Genomic DNA, 15,402 nt, shown 5'->3' on the forward strand with positions numbered 1-15,402 from the left:
TCATGCTGGTGGTAGCAAGCTTAACGCCGGGCCAGCGCGTGCGCCCGGCGGATAAACGTCACGACCCGATAATTCCGCCGTCCGCTTTAACGATCACCACCGTCGACGATCGCGGGCGTCCGTTCGGGCTGGCGTCCGGCCAGTTAGAGACGGCGCGCGGATTGGCCGGGTCGGTAATATCATCCCCGCCCTCCCCTGGGTGCTGAATGTTGATAAACAGCGTGCGGTTGTCCGGCGTAAACGCAATGCCGGTGATCTCACACCCGCGCGGCCCGGTCAGGAAACGGCGATACTCGTTGGTGCCCGGAATGGTCGCCACCATCTGGTTATTGCCCATTCCCTCGTACGCTTTCTTATTGATGGTGCTGGAGGAGACGTCGGTCTGGATCCACAGGACGCCCTGATGATCGAAAGAGAGTCCGTCCGGACTGCCGAATGCCGCGCCCTGCATGGAGCCTTTGGCCTTCGGATCGTCGCCGTCGGTGCGTCCGGCCATGACCAGAATATCCCACTTAAAGCGTGCGGCAGCAGGGTCCGCGCCGTCTTCGTGCCAGTGCATGATATGCCCAAACACGTTGTTGGCGCGCGGGTTGGCGGCATCCACCGGCGCTTTCCCCTCTTTCCCGCGATCGCTGTTGTTGGTGAGCGTACAGTAGACGCTGCCGCTGGCGTGCGGATCGACGGCTATCCATTCGGGGCGATCCATTTTGGTCGCCCCCACCGCGTCGGCCGCCAGGCGGGTTTTAATCAGCAGATCCCCCTGGCTTTCAAACCCTTTACTCTTATCCAGGCCATTTTGCCCGAAGATCAGCGGTAGCCAGTCTCCGCTCCCATCCTCGTTGAACCTGGCGACGTACAGCGTGCCGGAGGTCAGCAGCTGCATATTGGCTTCACGGTTCGCGGGATCGTATTTTTTGTCCGAGACAAACTTATAGATGTACTCAAACTTCTGATCGTCCCCCATGTAGACCACCACGCGGTTATCGGCGGCGAGCGTGACGGCTGCCCCCTCATGCTTGAAGCGGCCCAGGGCGGTGTGCTTGCGCGGTGTGGAGGTGGGGTTGTAGGGATCGATCTCCACGACCCAGCCGAAACGGTTGGGTTCGTTAGGAGTTTTATCGACGCTGAACCGCTCGTCCACCTCGTTCCAGCGGTAGGATTCATCGCTGTCGCTGATGCCGTAGCGTTTTTCCAGCGGATTGAGATCGGCTTTTTTGACAAAAATATCCGACCAGTTTTCCTCGCAGGTGAGATAGGTGCCCCACGGCGTGTGGCCGTTAGCGCAGTTTTGCATGGTGCCCAGCACGCGCTCCCCCTGCGGGTCGGCGGCGGTTTTCATTAAGTCCTGATGCCGCGCCGGGCCGGTAAGCTGCATCGGCGTGTTGACGGTGATGCGGCGGGCATATGAAGACGGGCGTACCACCTGCCAGTCGCTGCCCGCTTTTTTCACTTCCACCACCGAGACGCCCATTGCGTTCTGCCCCTTGCGGGCCTTGTCGAGGCTCCAGTTCGCCGTACCGTCGGTAAACAGCATCCCGTTGTCGATGTATTCATGGTTCATCGCCAGCAGGCCATGCTCCGGGTTTTGCTCCCCCTGCGGCAGGCTAAACCACGCCATGCCGTCGTGGTGCATGCCCGCCTGCACGGCCTGTTCGTCCGTGGTGTTGCTGGCGTCCGGCTTAAAGGCCGGCATGTTGTTTTTGATCCCCGTCGGGTCCCCCCAGCGATAGAACGGGCGGGCAATATAGCCTTCCGGCACCCTGACCGTATCTTCGGTGGAGACGTCGATGCTGGTAAAGCCCAGGGAAACCGCTTTTGCCAGCGCGGAAGGCTTCGATACCGCGGCAATGGCGTTCTCAGGTTTGATCAGAAACGGGAATGATACGGCGGCCCCCGCAACGGCCCCCATCTGGAGAAAACGGCGGCGGGAGAGGAACACCTCCGCCACCTCGGAGAATACCGGGTTTGCGCTGCGGTTAGCGATGTCGTCGCGATGTTCTTTTTTAAAAACGGATTTGAGGGGTCTGCCCATAGCGGCTTCCTGTCATTGGCCAAGAGGTAAAGAGTTGGCGACCAGTGTAAGAAGCTTTTATTACAATTTTATAACACGATGACGGAAGGATGGGGGCATCCGTGCCCCGGATAACGAGGTGGAACGCTTAGAACTCGTAGCCCACCGAGACCTTAAAGGTACGCGGTTCGCCCTGAGTGATGTAGGTACCGGAATCGTCCACGCTGGCCCAGTAGTTCTCATTGGTCACGTTGTCGATGCCCGCGCGCACGGTCATCTGGTTTGCGTTGTGGTTCACCGCGAAGCGATAGCGCATGCCCAGATCCAGCGTGGTGTAGCTATCCAGCTTTTTGCTGTTCGCGAGATCGGCATACTGCGTGCCAGAGTGGTTCACGCGCGCGGTCGCTGTCAGGCCGTCAACCGGCTTGATGTCGTACTCCGCACCCAGCACGGCGTAGAAGTTCGGAATACCGATCGCATCGTTGCCCTGGTTCACGCCGTTTTTGGTTTTGGTTAGCTCCGCCTGCAGCCAGGTGGCGCTGGCGTTCAGACGCATCCCGAGCATCGGCTCGCCGAAGACGTTCAGCTCCACGCCACGGTTGCGCTGTTCAGCGTCCAGGCCGTAGTGATTGTTAGCATCGAGGATCGCCGAGGGCATTTTAATCTCAAACAGCGCCAGAGAGCCGCCCACGCGCCCGAAGTCCGCCTTCACGCCCACTTCGTTCTGCTTAGAGTGAACGATGCCGGTGCTCTGGCCGTAGTTGGTGGCGGTGTTAGGTGCGGTTTTGCCCGGCTGCAGCGCTTCGGTGTGGTTGGCGTAGAGGGAAATTTCTTCCCACGGTTTGTAAACCACGCCGTAGGTTGGCATCCAGCGGCTGCCGTCGAAGCCGTCCGCGTCGTTTTCTGCGCCGGTAATTTTGTTATACCCGCGAACGACCACTTTCTGATGGCGCGCGCCTGCGGTGAACAGCAGCTTGTCATCAAGCACGCCCAGGGTATCGCTCAGCAGCCAGCCCTGGGTGCGGGTGCGCCCGCTGGTCAGCGGATCGCTGTATTTACCGCCGGAGCCGTTTAAGTTGGTGCTGTCCGGCATATCCACGCCGGTGTTGTGGTAGATGTTGGTGGTCGGGTTATCCTTCGCCGCCGACATTTTCCACGCGATTTTTTCGTTTTTGGTCATCGCGGAATAGCCAACGTTGACCTTGTGCGATACGAAGCCGGTAGTGAAGTTACCGCGAATGCCCGCCATCCCGCTGACGGAATCGCTGATGCGGTTGGTATCAAGACGACTGACTACCGCATTACCGCTTTTATCCATCAGCTTCGGCGCGCTGTAGATCCCCTCTTCATGAGCGTGCTGCGCGCCGAGGCCGGTATAGGCGGTCCAGCTGTCGGTGATGTCATACTCGCTGCGCCACATCCCGAACTCGTTTTCGATATCGCTGTAGGCCCACTTCTGCGAGAAGTTACGATCGTTTTTCGGCGGTTCAGGCACGAAGTCCACCGCCGAGATGTTGACGCTGGTCGGGCTGCCGTGGAAGGTTTTCTTCTGATAGCCCAGATCCAGCGAGGTGCGGAAGCGGTCGCCTTTGTAGTCCAGGCCGGTGGAGAGCAGCGTGGTGCGGCGGCGGTCGTTCGGTACGCCGGTTTCCCCTTCACGATGGACGAGGTTCACGCGCGCGCCGAACTGGTCGTTATCGCCAAAGCGACGCCCCGCATCCAGCGTGGTGCCAATCTGGGAATCCGAGGTGTAGTCCACGCCCACTTTCGCCTGCGGCGTTTCCCCGGCATGCTTTGGCTCAAGGTTAATCATCCCGCCCACGCCCGAGCTTGCCGCGCCGTTCATCAGGGAGTTGGCCCCTTTGAAGATCTCAATGCGGTCAACCATCTGGGCATCCACCACCTGACGCGGCAGCACGCCGGAGAGGCCGCCGAAGGTCATGTCGTCGCCGTCAAACTTCAGGCCGCGAATGCGGAAGGTTTCCGCGCTGTTGCCGTAACCCTGCACAAACTGCACGCCCGCGTCGTTGGCGACCACGTCAGCAATGGTTTTCGCCTGCTGATCTTCCACCAGCTTTGAGGTGTAGCTGATGATGTTGAACGGCACGTCCATGGCGTTCTGCTGACCGAGCATCCCCATACGTCCGCCGTTGGCCACCTGCCCGTCAAGGAAGGCCGGCACCAGCTGGTCTCCACCGGGTTTAAAGTCGCCGGCAGGTGCAGACTGCACAACGATGGTGTCTTCTTTTTTATCCTCTGCCGCCCAGGCGGAATGTGTAACCGCGCCAATGGCGAGCGCCAGCAGCGTTTTGTGCATTTTGGTGTTGTTCATCGTTAACTCGTTTGAAAGTGCGCGCAAAAATAGCCCGTGGACGGGCCTTAGAATATATTGGTTGCAATGCAAATGAGAACTATACGCATTATCCATGCTTTGGCAAGCGCAAATCTCTGCAGGATCCTGCTCAAGTTAATGCGTGATAAAAGGGGATGCTCACTTTGCGCTGAACCATTTAAGTGAACACGCACGGAAAATTGAGGCCATTTTGGCAACCATGACGCAAATACGACAGAAGGAGAAAATCAGGCTGGTTTGAAACTGGCGTAAGTGCCTGTTTCTAAATGGCACGCCCTGTAGGATTCGAACCTACGACCTACGGCTTAGAAGGCCGTTGCTCTATCCAACTGAGCTAAGGGCGCACTGAGAAGAGTGAACTTCGCGGTGGTGAAACGCGAAGAATTATACGGTCAATGGCAGGTGAGTCAATGCCTTTTCCGTTTTCGGGGGCAATTACCGCTAGCCGATTGTAAATACGGCTATTTTCTCAACATTTCTCACTGTTTCACCGTAAAATTTAGCGCTGCGAAAAGGCTTAGTTGTATTTAAGTAACGCCTGCTGTTTTCCTGCTCGTCGGCTCGTCACACTAGAGCAAGGTTTCCCGGCCGCCTGGAGGCTGACAGACAACAGGACAATGGAGTGACAGCGCAAAACCCGTTCGATACGCCCCCCCGATTACAGTTTATTTCTCAGGACATCGTCGGCATCAAACTGGAGCCTGTCGTCGCCCTCACCTCTCAGCGTCAGGTTGGCGTGGAGGTGCTTAGCATTCTGTCCGAAACGCAGCACAGCGAGGATTTTTTCCGCCATCAGTCGGCAGGCTGGTCAATGACGCTGCTTGAAGCGCAGCTTGCCGCACTAAAAAAGACGCCGCACGGTAATAACCTTTTTATTAATCTGCCGATAACCGTTATGACAGAGCCAGCGTCTTTTCAGCGGCTCATCAATCTGAAAAACACGCCGCTGAATATCGAGATTGTTGATCTCTCTGCCTTTCTGGCTTTCTCTGCCGCACAGAAGCAGCGCGTCATTCAAAACCTGTCGAAACTCCGGGAACAGGGGCACAGTATATGGCTGGATGACATCGACGAAACGGTCATTCAGCCGTTTTTATTTTGTCGATTACCGTTGAACGGCATCAAAATTGATAAGGGCGCATTCTGGCGTTTACGCGCCACACCCGCGCTGAGGCAGCTGGTTTCACGTTGCTTTCAGCTGGCCGGGAGCGTGCTCATCGAAGGTATTGAGACTGAACGCGATCGCACCTGGGCACTGCAGGCAGGCGCAGATCTCGGCCAGGGATATTACTGGCCGTCCTGGACATGGCCGGAGGATTAAAGAGCCATTTCCAGGAGGGAGACCATGCGAATGACAGTGCGCCGTTACCGGCGGCGGCGTACAGGAAGTGATGCACTGGGATTTACGCGCTCACCTTTTGCTCCCCCCTTTTTCGACCGGCTCGAGTTTTTGAGCCAGTCCATCAGCCAGCCCCGAAAAACCGACGCTCCGTTTATCATTCTGGTCACGGAGGATCATTTTCTGCGCACCGGTTTTCTCAATGGACAGTTTCCCCTGAGCAGCTGTTGCGACTATATCTCGCTGGATGATGCGCTCGGCGCTCAGGCACAATGGCCTTCAGCGCGTCTGGTGGTCGATGTAGAAAGCCGTTCCACCGGGCTGATTGATCAACTGGATCAGTTAAGAAGGCATAGCCTGTATCCCCCCTTCCTGACGCCGTGGCTACTGGTCCGGGCAGATAATTATGATACCCGCCTCTTCTGCAAAGCGGCGGGGCCTTTCCACGTGCTGGAACGTCAGATGAACGCGGCAGGGCTTCAACACAGCCTGATGGATGCCCGCCCACCGCAGGGGTCCGATAAAGACTGGTTTTCCCGCAATGAATGGCCCATTTTGCAGGAGCTTGCCCGCGGTAAGACGCTGCGTCAGATTGCCCTTCTGCAGAATCGCCCCTATAGCCGCATTATCTATCGTCTCAGCTGCATCCTGCTTAAGCTGGGGCTGAGCCATCGCCAGGAATTGTTACACCTTCTTAATAACCTCTCTGACTGCACGTTTTAACTTACGCACTAACTTCTTATTTCCTAAAGCGCTTTAGGAATTTACTTACCACGCATGTTATGAAATGGTTAAATTTTAACAATGTATTCGATTTTATAACTATTCCTAATTTATGGTTCGGAACCATGTGAAATGTCACAGAATGAACCAAAGGCAGCACTTTCCTCCATCCGTTAAGTGAATGCAGAAGGCGTTAATAAGATGATAATGATGTAAAAACAAGCAGCTTCGCTTCACTCTCCAGGAGCGGAAAGCAAAGTGAATAGCATGTTCTCCTGCGCGATGATGGCGTGACGTTGATGCGCCTTAAGCACTTTCAGATGAAGGTTTGACACCTTGCGAGGGCACTTTTTCGCCTCTTTGACCCTGGGTCGCCCGCCGAATCGACGGTCTTTTTTATTAACAATTACGCAACATAAAGTGACATCTGTTATTTTTTGTTATTACATAAAGATGAAAAGATGCGGTAAATGGGATAACAGGATATTTCCGCTAAATTTAAAAACATAGCCATTAAGATCCAGAAGATAATACAAACCAATAAGCGGAGACTAATTTACAGGGTTTTCGGAAAAAACTTACTCTGTATAATAAGATGCGTACCAAATCTGAATAAGAAAAATCTTTTTGCCAACACCAGCCAAATGAGATGACCGCGCTGAGGCACTGTTCTTTTCATTACGTAAACAAGGATGCTTTCGCTCTTTCCAGGGAAATACTACGGTATAGGGATCTGCACTTTATATCCTTCCGGCATTTCGAGAGTTTTACAAAACTCTGCATAACGCTTTTAACAATCTGAGGCATTAAAAATGAAACCGGCATCCGTTATCATTATGGACGAACATCCTATCGTCAGAATGTCGATAGAGGTCCTGCTACAGAAAAATAAAAATATCACAGTCAAGCTTAAGTCTGGCGATAGCCATGAAGTTCTTGACTGTATTCGCAATCATCCTATCGATTTGGTGATCCTTGACATCGAACTTACGGGCACAGACGCCTTCGCTTTACTGAAGAGAATCAGAAACTTAAACAAAGACATCAAGATTCTGTTCCTCTCCTCTAAATCAGAGTTATTTTACGCGGGTCGTGCGATTCGCGCCGGGGCCAACGGCTTCGTCAGTAAACGAAAAGATTTGGGTGAGATCTACAACGCCGTAGAGATGATTCTGATGGGTTATTCTTTTTTCCCGTCGGAAACGCTGAATTTTATAAACCATATGGGTTCGGGAAAAGGGATGGCAGCGGATATGCCATTATCGAATCGCGAGGTCACGGTATTACGTTATCTGGCGAATGGATTATCCAATAAGGAGATTGCTGAACAGTTACTGTTAAGCAATAAGACCATCAGTGCGCACAAATCCAATATTTATTCCAAGCTTGGCGTACAAAGCATCGTGGAATTAATAGATTACGCCAAAGCACACGAGCTGCTATAACCTGAATTCACTCCCTGCAGTTTATCCGAGCTGCAGGGAGTGCGGTCAGTGCTAATTATAATTAATCATGAAGGTAGCATCCGCATCAGCCCGTCCGGGCTGAGGGTTATCGGCCGTGGCAATATAATTGGCATAAAATGATAGGGTCGCATTCCCCTGTGCATCAACCGTGACCGGCTGGCTGGCCTGCTGAAGCGCCAGACGCGTTTTATCCGCATCCCTGATCTCGACGGCGACGTGGCTCGCTGTACTGGCATCATTCAGCGCCAGCAACCCGCTATTGCTCCCGTCAGCCTTACCCGAGAACGTAATGGACGCCGCCCCGGGCGGACAGCCGGTCAGCTTCAGCGTGAAGGGCATAGGCTGCGTGCGGCTCCCCGTGGTGTTGAGCTGCTTCGTGGGCCAGGTGCCCAGCGTGACCGTTTTGTCGCTATCGTTACCCTCAGCCACGCAGGTGAAATCGACGATATTGCCGTAGAGCCGAATATTAATTTCGCCCAATGCGGTTTCCGCCTGAGCCTGGGTGCAAAGCGCAAAGAGCGCCACGGTGATAAAACGGATCCCGTTTCGCATGTCTGCTCCTTAGTCGTAATCCACACGCAAATATCCGCGCGAGGTAAAGCGCCCTTCCGCTGGCTTGTTGCCCGTCACGCTCACCGGCCAGACCCGGATCCCCACCTGCGCCTGCGCGCTGTCGTCCAGGCGGAACGGAATTTTGCTCGTCAGGTTGTTAGGCGTGAGCGGCGCACCGCTCTCGTTGGCAATGATAAACCCCACATCCGGGTTATCCGACACCACCACATTATTGGAGACCTTTTCAGCCTCGACGCGCATCGTCAGCATGGCGTTTGCCTCCACGTTGGTGCATTTAATCGCGATGGTTTTGCTTTGCGATGAGACGCCCTCCGGCTTGTTACCCACGCCCGCCTTGCTGAACAGGGAGGCGCCAATGTCGCCGAAATCAAATTCAACCACATTGCCGGCGTTGATGGCGCAGCTCTGCGGCACCTGAATGGTTCCGCTGTAGCTGATGGTGTAGACCGGCGTGGTCAACGGATCGGAGGAGGTGGTGGTGACGTAAACGCGGAACATGGTGGCACGCGGGATCACCACCATATTGATAAAGCGTCGGGTCACCTTAAGACGGAAAATAAGGCTGGAATCCTGCACGCCAAACGGTTTGTTTTTTGAAACGTTCGGATGGCTCCCCATCTGGATATAGTTTTTGGGTGGATAAAACGCGCCAGCATAGCTGTCCGTGATCTTCATCGCCCCGTCCAGATAGTCGTTAAGCTTCAGATACTGATAGCCATCGCTGGTCCCGGTGATCGGGTAATCCGTCACGTAGCTGCGCTTGGTGGTATTCCCGACGGTGCCCTTCGGGCAGACGGCGTTTACCCCCACCCACTGCGATTTCTCGCTGAGGGTGACAACCTGCCCAACCTGGTTATTCGAGCTGTTGAATTTATCCGTCAGGTCGTAATGCACCTCCGTCGGCACGCCCTTTTCATTGACGCACACGGTGGCTAACGCGTTTGTCGCGGGCAGGAGTGCCAGAAGCGACAAGGCAAAGATATGGATTTTAATCACAGCGGATCCCCTTAAGTGTGATCGCCTGTTGCAGGCTCTTTTCAGGCAAGCTGTAAGGCGCACGGCACTGGGACTGCGCCCCGTTACCCCACTGGACCAGCAGTTCGCCTTCCAGCGGCAGCCCACTCAGGTAAATTTGCCCGTCATCCCCCACCATGCTGGTCACGCCGCTCTGGGTTTCGCGCACCACGGCGCCGAACGGCACCGGCTGGTTGCCGCGCGTTACCGTCAGCAGGGCGCGCACGCCAATGCGGGTATCAAAGCTGGCGCGGACGAGCGCGCCTTTGGTCGGCACCACGCTGCTCACGTTGTTTTCGATGTCGGTGTTGTTGCTCATGGTATTGGTATCCAGCGCCACGCGGTTGTAGCGGTAGACGGTGGCATACGGCATGACCGCGTAGCCTCGCCAGTCGGTCTTCACGCCGGTCTGGTTTTCCACGCTGACGCCTGATGCCCCCGGCGCCTTAATCAGCACGTTGGTATCGCCCAGCGGCTGGCTGAAGGTCACGCCGTCTGAATGGCCAACCACCCCGCCGGAGAGCTGCCAGTTGAGATCGTGCTGATTGCGGGAATAGTTGTAGCCCACGCCCAGCGTGCCGTAGGTTGCCTGCCAGTTGGCGCTGGCGCTTCCGCTTGAGCCGTTGGTGCTGGCGTGTCCCTGGGTCACGCTGTAGTTCAGGTTGCGGTCCTCAAGCAGCGTGCCGCTGACGCCGGTTTGCCAGCTCGTGTCGCCATCGCTGTTTCGGCTGGCGGATGCGGTGGCATAGGCGCGATCGATCGCGCTGTCCCGGCGATAGCCCTGGCGGGTAAAGAGGCTAAACGGCACGGAGACGTTAAACGACGCGATCCGGTCGGTACCGTCGATCCCGACGGATTTGTTCCACGACCATGACAGGGAGTAATTGATCCCCTTCACGCCCCCCGCGTAGCCCAGCTGATACCAGAGGTTCGTTTCGTCCGTCCCCCAGTAGGTTTGCTCGCTCCCGGAGATATAGACCGAGCCGTAATCCCCCAGCGACTGGGAAATGTTGAGCTGGAAGCGGCCTTTTTTATTCCACGTCAGGTTGTGATAGCTCTGCACGTCCGGCACATCGTTATCGTCCTGGCTATCGGCATACTGGTAGCCCTCCATTGAGCGCCAGGCCACGTCGTCCAGGGTGTAAAACCCCTTCGTTGAGTAGCGGTAGCCCAGCAGCTGGAAGTTGGTGCCAAACCCGTTCAGCGATTTTGCATAGAGAAAACGCAGGGACTGACCTTCATGTTTGCTGTCGTCCGCGAGCTGGCTGCGGGCGTGGGTGATATCGACGGAGACTGCGCCCCAGTCACCGAGGTTTTTCCCGGCACCGACGGCCACTGCGGTATAGCGTGACGCCAGCTGGGTGCCGCCATAGAGCGTAAAGCCGTTAGCAAGGCCGGTAATCAGGGTGCCCTGGGCGAAGAACGGTGTATCCTGGTCGCTGTTACCGCTGCGGTAATCCCCCGCCACGAGGTCATATTTCCAGCGCCCTTCACGCTGCAGGAGCGGCACGGTGGAGTACGGCACGGTGTAGCGCTGCTGGCTGCCGTCTTTCTCTTCCACCGTGACGTCAAGGTCACCGCTGGAGGAGGTCGGGTTAAGATCGGTAATGGCGAACGCGCCGGGCTGGACGTAGCTTTGATAGATAACGTAGCCGTTCTGGCGAACCACCACTTTGGCAGGCGTACGGGCAATACCGCGCACGGTCGGCGCGTAACCCTGCAGGCTGTCGGGGTACATGCTGTCAGACGAATAGAGCCGCCCGCCGCGAAAACCGACGCTGTCGAAAACGTCATTCCCGGTGTTGCTGTCGCCCAGCACCAGCTCACTTTTCAGTGGGATAACGGTGCGCTGCGCCCAGGTGCCAATATTCTGCCACTCGCTGCGCCGCTTCCCGTTATTTTGCGTGTAGCGCCATGCGCCGTTGTTGCGTAAACGCCAGGCACCATAGTTCAGCCCGCTCTGCAGGTTCAGGTAATAGCTGTCGTCTTCGCTTCCCCGGTTGCCCGTAAAGCTATAGTTCACCAGCGCGGCGGGAATGCCTTCATCCCACTGTTCAGGCGGAATATAGCCGCGCGCGCTGTTTTGCATTGCCACCTGCGGCAGGCTGACGTTCAGGCGCTGTGAAGCAAAGTTAAATACCGTTTCGCTGCCGGGAATGGCCGTGGTCAATGGAACGCACGTTTCACCCTGCACCTTCGCCAGCTCGGGAAATGCGGCAACGTTGACGCCAAAGCGATCGAGCATCGCGCGCGTAATGCACGGCGACAGGCCGCCCGCCACCGGCGGCGTGTTCTCGGCCTGTTCAAAACGCACGTCCTGGGTGCCGATAAACTCATCGTTACGCCAGATATCCACGCGATAGATGCCGGGTGCCTGCTGGTGCCCCTGTTCAAAACGCGACAAATCCGCCACGCTGGCGGTGTCGTCGGATAAGAAGGCCGGGTTGAAGTAGCTTTCGCTCCAGCCAGCCTGCGGCCAGAGCGCGGCCATCAGCGCCAGTGCAACCGGGCAGTAACGTCCCTGGTGGTTTTTCATCGCCCTGACTCTGCTCACAGGTTGACGCTGCGCGCCGGTGTAATGGCACCGTAGTCATTCACGCTCTGCCAGGAGAGCGTACCGCCAGCCCCGGCAGGCAGCACCTGCTGAGCCGAGTTTTTCGGCGCGACCATCAGGTTTTCGAGCGTCTGACCGCCCAGCTTCAGGTTGACCAGAGTGATGTAATACGGCGAGGCGTTGCTGACTTTGAGATGGTTCCCCACGCGCTCAAAGCGCAGCTGGGAAAGCGCCTCATCCGGCTGCATCGCCAGGTTATTCGGGCGCACAAACAGCTTGATGCGCGAAAGGATCGCCAGCTGCAGCACGTTATTGTTTTCCGTTTTCGCTTTGTTCACTGACGGGATCGCCTTCACGTTCATGTAAAAGAGCGATTCGCGATCGGCGGGCAGCGCGGGCCCGGCGTAAATAATACGCAGCGTGTTTTCGCTGTCCGGCTCGCTAACGAACAGCGGCGGCGTGACGGCAAAGGTTTTTTCCTTTTGCCCGCTGGCATTTTCGATCCACGCGTTAATTAAGTAGCGTTCTTGTTTATTGCTGTTGGTGATCGCCAGCGACGTTTGCTTCGCATCCGCCGGATAAATAACGCGCGTGGCCCCCAGCGCAATACCGCCGGAAGCATTCGCGCAAGCAGAAACCATCATTAAAATAAACGATAAAAGCAGTCCTGGTTTAATTAGCATATTCATCAAAACCGTACCTTTAATAATGTGTTCGCAGGTGTTATGGATAAATCAACGTAAACCAGACATCCGACTGAATATTGCCTGGCACGAGGTGTTCGGAAATAGCGCGATAGCGGGCGCTAAAATGAAATGCGAGCTCGCTGGTATTCACGGGCAACCAGCTGACGGCCGTCGCATTCGGGATAATCTGACGCTGCTGCTCATCAAAAAGCGCCAGCCCTACGCCGCTGCTGACAGGCGTTTCACCTGGCCGCGATGTCGCCAGAAAAACCTGCGGATCTTCCGCGGGCGTCACGCCCTGAAACTGGATCCCCACGATGCGGGAGACATCCACGCTGCAGTCCAGCAGCCGCACGGTGAACGGCACATTAACCGTTGAAAAGCTGCCCACACCGGAAAATGAATTGGTTCGGTACTGCCCCATGTCGATGCGCATATTCTGGCTGTCGGGCGCCACGGCGCAGCCGCCGTTTACCAGCTCCCCACGAAGATGCACCTTGCCGCCTTCGATCACCACGGTATGCGCCGATGCCGGGCAGGCCATCGCAAGGGTTAACAGCAGTAGTGTTCCAGTCCTTGTCATCCTTCGTTCCTGGCAGTAGCGTATGACGGGCCTCGTCCCTGAGGCCTGAACATCCCTGTGCGAGGGTATTATTCGTATTTCATTACGAAGGTGGCGTCAGCGTTCGCCTGGCCTGGCTCGGTGGTTGCAGCCGTTGATTTGTAGCGCGCGGTGAATTGCAGGGTGTTAGTCCCTTTAATCAGGTCTTTCGCGGCAGAGAAGGTGGCACCGTCCGGGGTCAGCACGCTGGATTTGCTGTCGAGGATCTCGATACCCACGCCTTTCGCGGTGTTGTCGTTGTTACCGGACGTCACGGCCAGCAGGGTTTTGTCGGTCGCGTCGATCTGGCCGGTGAAAGCAACGGCAGCGGTTTTCGCAACCAGTGGATCGCAGTCATTCAGTTCAATGTTGAACGGAATATTAGAGGTGGTGTCGCCCACTTTGGTGAATTTCGCGGTACGATACTGACCGAGATTAACCGTCTGCTCGGAAGAATCGGTATTTACTGAACAAGCAGCATTAACCAGTTCACCTTTAAAATGCACGGTACCGCCATTTACGGTAACCGGCGTAACGGGATCGGCTGCATTAGCGGCACCCGCGACCAGGGCCAGTGTTGCAATAACAGAAGAAGCAATGTTGCTGAGTTTCATGTCTATTCCTTTAAAATGTAAATAACCCTTCCCGCGAAAAATCGGGAATAAGAAATACGTTCAATTGCATAATTGAAAACTTATTTCGGAGGAGACAAAGTAGCTCAGGATGTAATTTTTAAATATGTCAAAACACTGCCATTTCGCCAGGTCACATCCTAATCCCGTCTAAGAAATTGACCATCCCTTAAGAAGGGTTTTTGCGCCTCACGGATGAAAACTCGTAAAGGGTGACTGACAGCGGCGCTCGCTTCTGACAAAATACAGGCAATCCCCCCTTTCAAACGTTACAGACGGAATCTTCTCTCTGATGGCAGCAAAGATTATTGACGGTAAAACGATTGCGCAGCAGGTGCGCTCTGAGGTCGCGGAAAAAGTGAAGGCGCGTAAAGCCGCCGGAAAACGCGCTCCCGGGCTGGCCGTTGTGCTGGTTGGCAGCAACCCGGCATCACAGATTTATGTCGGCAGTAAACGCAAAGCGTGTGAAGAGGTGGGGTTCGTCTCCCGCTCTTACGATTTGCCGGAAACCACCAGCGAAGCGGAACTGCTGGAACTTATTGACACCCTGAATGCCGATAAAGAGATCGACGGCATTCTGGTTCAGCTGCCGCTGCCTGCGGGCATCGACAACGTGAAGGTGCTGGAGCGTATCGCGCCGGATAAAGACGTCGACGGTTTCCATCCGTACAACGTGGGCCGCCTGTGCCAGCGCGCGCCGCGTCTGCGCCCGTGCACCCCGCGCGGCATCGTGACGCTGCTGGAGCGTTATAACATCGACACCTACGGCCTGAACGCCGTGGTCATCGGCGCGTCCAATATCGTGGGCCGTCCGATGAGCATGGAGCTGCTGCTGGCCGGCTGCACCACCACCGTGACCCACCGCTTTACCAAAAACCTGCGTCACCACGTTGAAAACGCCGATCTGCTGATCGTCGCGGTCGGCAAGCCGGGCTTTATTCCGGGCGAGTGGATCAAAGAGGGCGCGATTGTCGTGGACGTCGGGATTAACCGTCTGGAAAACGGCAAAGTGGTCGGCGACGTGGTGTACGAAGATGCCGCGGCTCGCGCCTCTTACATTACGCCAGTGCCGGGCGGCGTTGGCCCGATGACTGTAGCAACACTGATTCAGAATACTTTGCAGGCATGCGAAGAGTACCACGATGTAGAGGAAGCATAAGATGGCCACATTTTCATTAGGCAAACACCCGCACGTTGAGCTGTGCGATCTGCTCAAGCTCGAAGGCTGGAGCGAAAGCGGCGCGCAGGCGAAAATCGTTATCGCCGACGGGCGGGTTTTAGTCGACGGCGTGGTGGAAACCCGCAAGCGCTGCAAAATTGTCGCCGGCCAGACCGTGAGCTTTGAAGGGCAGAGCGTGACCGTGACGGCCTGAGTCCTCCTCACCCTCTCCCCTGTACGGTCCGGGGACATAGTGAACACTTGTTCGGGGACATGGTAGACAGGGACAGG

General features: G+C 56.0%; 13 protein-coding genes and 1 tRNA gene. 5 read left to right on the top strand and 9 right to left on the bottom strand.

Annotated features, from left to right (window positions below; genetic code table 11):
• Positions 1-58 precede the first annotated feature (58 nt).
• The 3 genes from IM265_RS17425 to IM265_RS17440 all read right to left on the bottom strand — a co-directional run bounded on the left by IM265_RS17425 (position 59) and on the right by IM265_RS17440 (position 4,708).
• Entirely contained in the window at positions 59-2,032 is a 1,974-nt protein-coding gene (locus tag IM265_RS17425; protein WP_028012236.1) for a PhoX family phosphatase, read from the bottom strand.
• A gap of 127 nt (positions 2,033-2,159) precedes the next feature.
• On the bottom strand, positions 2,160-4,343 hold the full coding sequence (locus IM265_RS17430; RefSeq protein WP_193032139.1) for a TonB-dependent siderophore receptor: 2,184 nt from the start codon (positions 4,341-4,343) through the stop codon (positions 2,160-2,162).
• Positions 4,344-4,631: 288 nt separating this feature from the next.
• Positions 4,632-4,708 (bottom strand) — tRNA-Arg (locus IM265_RS17440).
• A gap of 278 nt (positions 4,709-4,986) precedes the next feature.
• Here IM265_RS17440 and IM265_RS17445 point away from each other — a divergent pair.
• The 3 genes from IM265_RS17445 (at position 4,987) to fimZ (ending at position 7,871) form a co-directional block, all read left to right on the top strand.
• Entirely contained in the window at positions 4,987-5,685 is a 699-nt protein-coding gene (locus IM265_RS17445; protein ID WP_028012234.1) for an EAL domain-containing protein, read from the top strand.
• Positions 5,686-5,709: 24 nt separating this feature from the next.
• Positions 5,710-6,426, top strand: a complete 717-nt coding sequence (locus IM265_RS17450) for a response regulator transcription factor (RefSeq protein ID WP_028012233.1) — start codon at positions 5,710-5,712, stop codon at positions 6,424-6,426.
• An 812-nt stretch (positions 6,427-7,238) separates the two neighbouring features.
• On the top strand, positions 7,239-7,871 hold the full coding sequence (gene fimZ / locus IM265_RS17455) for a fimbria biosynthesis transcriptional regulator FimZ (protein ID WP_028012232.1): 633 nt from the start codon (positions 7,239-7,241) through the stop codon (positions 7,869-7,871).
• Positions 7,872-7,922: 51 nt separating this feature from the next.
• Here the strand turns inward: fimZ and sfmF are convergent, their stop codons facing one another.
• The 6 genes from sfmF to fimA all read right to left on the bottom strand — a co-directional run bounded on the left by sfmF (position 7,923) and on the right by fimA (position 13,934).
• The gene (sfmF, locus tag IM265_RS22070; protein WP_028012231.1) at positions 7,923-8,444 is read right to left on the bottom strand and encodes a fimbria assembly protein; all 522 of its coding nucleotides are present in this window, start codon (positions 8,442-8,444) and stop codon (positions 7,923-7,925) included.
• Between the two features lie 9 nt (positions 8,445-8,453).
• Positions 8,454-9,461, bottom strand: a complete 1,008-nt coding sequence (fimH, locus tag IM265_RS22075) for a type 1 fimbria D-mannose specific adhesin FimH (protein WP_041911033.1) — start codon at positions 9,459-9,461, stop codon at positions 8,454-8,456.
• Complete coding sequence (locus tag IM265_RS17465; RefSeq protein ID WP_193032141.1) at positions 9,454-12,015, bottom strand: fimbrial biogenesis usher protein; 2,562 nt, start codon at positions 12,013-12,015, stop codon at positions 9,454-9,456. The genes fimH and IM265_RS17465 overlap by 8 nt, the downstream gene beginning before the upstream one ends.
• 14 nt (positions 12,016-12,029) lie before the next feature.
• On the bottom strand, positions 12,030-12,722 hold the full coding sequence (gene fimC, locus IM265_RS17470; RefSeq protein ID WP_028012228.1) for a type 1 fimbria chaperone FimC: 693 nt from the start codon (positions 12,720-12,722) through the stop codon (positions 12,030-12,032).
• A gap of 34 nt (positions 12,723-12,756) precedes the next feature.
• The gene (gene fimI, locus IM265_RS17475) at positions 12,757-13,302 is read right to left on the bottom strand and encodes a type 1 fimbrial protein subunit FimI (RefSeq protein WP_028012227.1); all 546 of its coding nucleotides are present in this window, start codon (positions 13,300-13,302) and stop codon (positions 12,757-12,759) included.
• A 68-nt stretch (positions 13,303-13,370) separates the two neighbouring features.
• Positions 13,371-13,934, bottom strand: a complete 564-nt coding sequence (gene fimA, locus IM265_RS17480) for a type 1 fimbrial major subunit FimA (RefSeq protein WP_028012226.1) — start codon at positions 13,932-13,934, stop codon at positions 13,371-13,373.
• 310 nt (positions 13,935-14,244) lie between these two features.
• Here fimA and folD point away from each other — a divergent pair, with 310 nt between their 5' ends.
• Together folD and ybcJ are read left to right on the top strand one after the other, a co-directional pair.
• The gene (gene folD / locus IM265_RS17485; protein WP_028012225.1) at positions 14,245-15,111 is read left to right on the top strand and encodes a bifunctional methylenetetrahydrofolate dehydrogenase/methenyltetrahydrofolate cyclohydrolase FolD; all 867 of its coding nucleotides are present in this window, start codon (positions 14,245-14,247) and stop codon (positions 15,109-15,111) included.
• 1 nt (position 15,112) lies between these two features.
• Entirely contained in the window at positions 15,113-15,325 is a 213-nt protein-coding gene (gene ybcJ / locus IM265_RS17490; protein WP_045356450.1) for a ribosome-associated protein YbcJ, read from the top strand.
• Positions 15,326-15,402 lie beyond the last annotated feature (77 nt).

The sequence above is a fragment of the Enterobacter cloacae complex sp. P17RS genome (assembly GCF_014895885.1).
GTDB classification, from domain to species: Bacteria; Pseudomonadota; Gammaproteobacteria; order Enterobacterales; family Enterobacteriaceae; genus Enterobacter; species Enterobacter bugandensis.

What these genes read in the sequence shown, in the direction of transcription:
- IM265_RS17425 (WP_028012236.1), bottom strand. Translation starts at nt 2,032, where the DNA reads ATGGGCAGACCCCTCAAATCCGTTTTTAAAAAAGAACATCGCGACGAC.
- IM265_RS17430 (WP_193032139.1), bottom strand. Translation starts at nt 4,343, where the DNA reads ATGAACAACACCAAAATGCACAAAACGCTGCTGGCGCTCGCCATTGGC.
- IM265_RS17450 (WP_028012233.1), top strand. Translation starts at nt 5,710, where the DNA reads ATGCGAATGACAGTGCGCCGTTACCGGCGGCGGCGTACAGGAAGTGAT.
- fimZ (WP_028012232.1), top strand. Translation starts at nt 7,239, where the DNA reads ATGAAACCGGCATCCGTTATCATTATGGACGAACATCCTATCGTCAGA.
- sfmF (WP_028012231.1), bottom strand. Translation starts at nt 8,444, where the DNA reads ATGCGAAACGGGATCCGTTTTATCACCGTGGCGCTCTTTGCGCTTTGC.
- IM265_RS17465 (WP_193032141.1), bottom strand. Translation starts at nt 12,015, where the DNA reads ATGAAAAACCACCAGGGACGTTACTGCCCGGTTGCACTGGCGCTGATG.
- fimC (WP_028012228.1), bottom strand. Translation starts at nt 12,722, where the DNA reads ATGAATATGCTAATTAAACCAGGACTGCTTTTATCGTTTATTTTAATG.
- fimI (WP_028012227.1), bottom strand. Translation starts at nt 13,302, where the DNA reads ATGACAAGGACTGGAACACTACTGCTGTTAACCCTTGCGATGGCCTGC.
- fimA (WP_028012226.1), bottom strand. Translation starts at nt 13,934, where the DNA reads ATGAAACTCAGCAACATTGCTTCTTCTGTTATTGCAACACTGGCCCTG.
- folD (WP_028012225.1), top strand. Translation starts at nt 14,245, where the DNA reads ATGGCAGCAAAGATTATTGACGGTAAAACGATTGCGCAGCAGGTGCGC.
- ybcJ (WP_045356450.1), top strand. Translation starts at nt 15,113, where the DNA reads ATGGCCACATTTTCATTAGGCAAACACCCGCACGTTGAGCTGTGCGAT.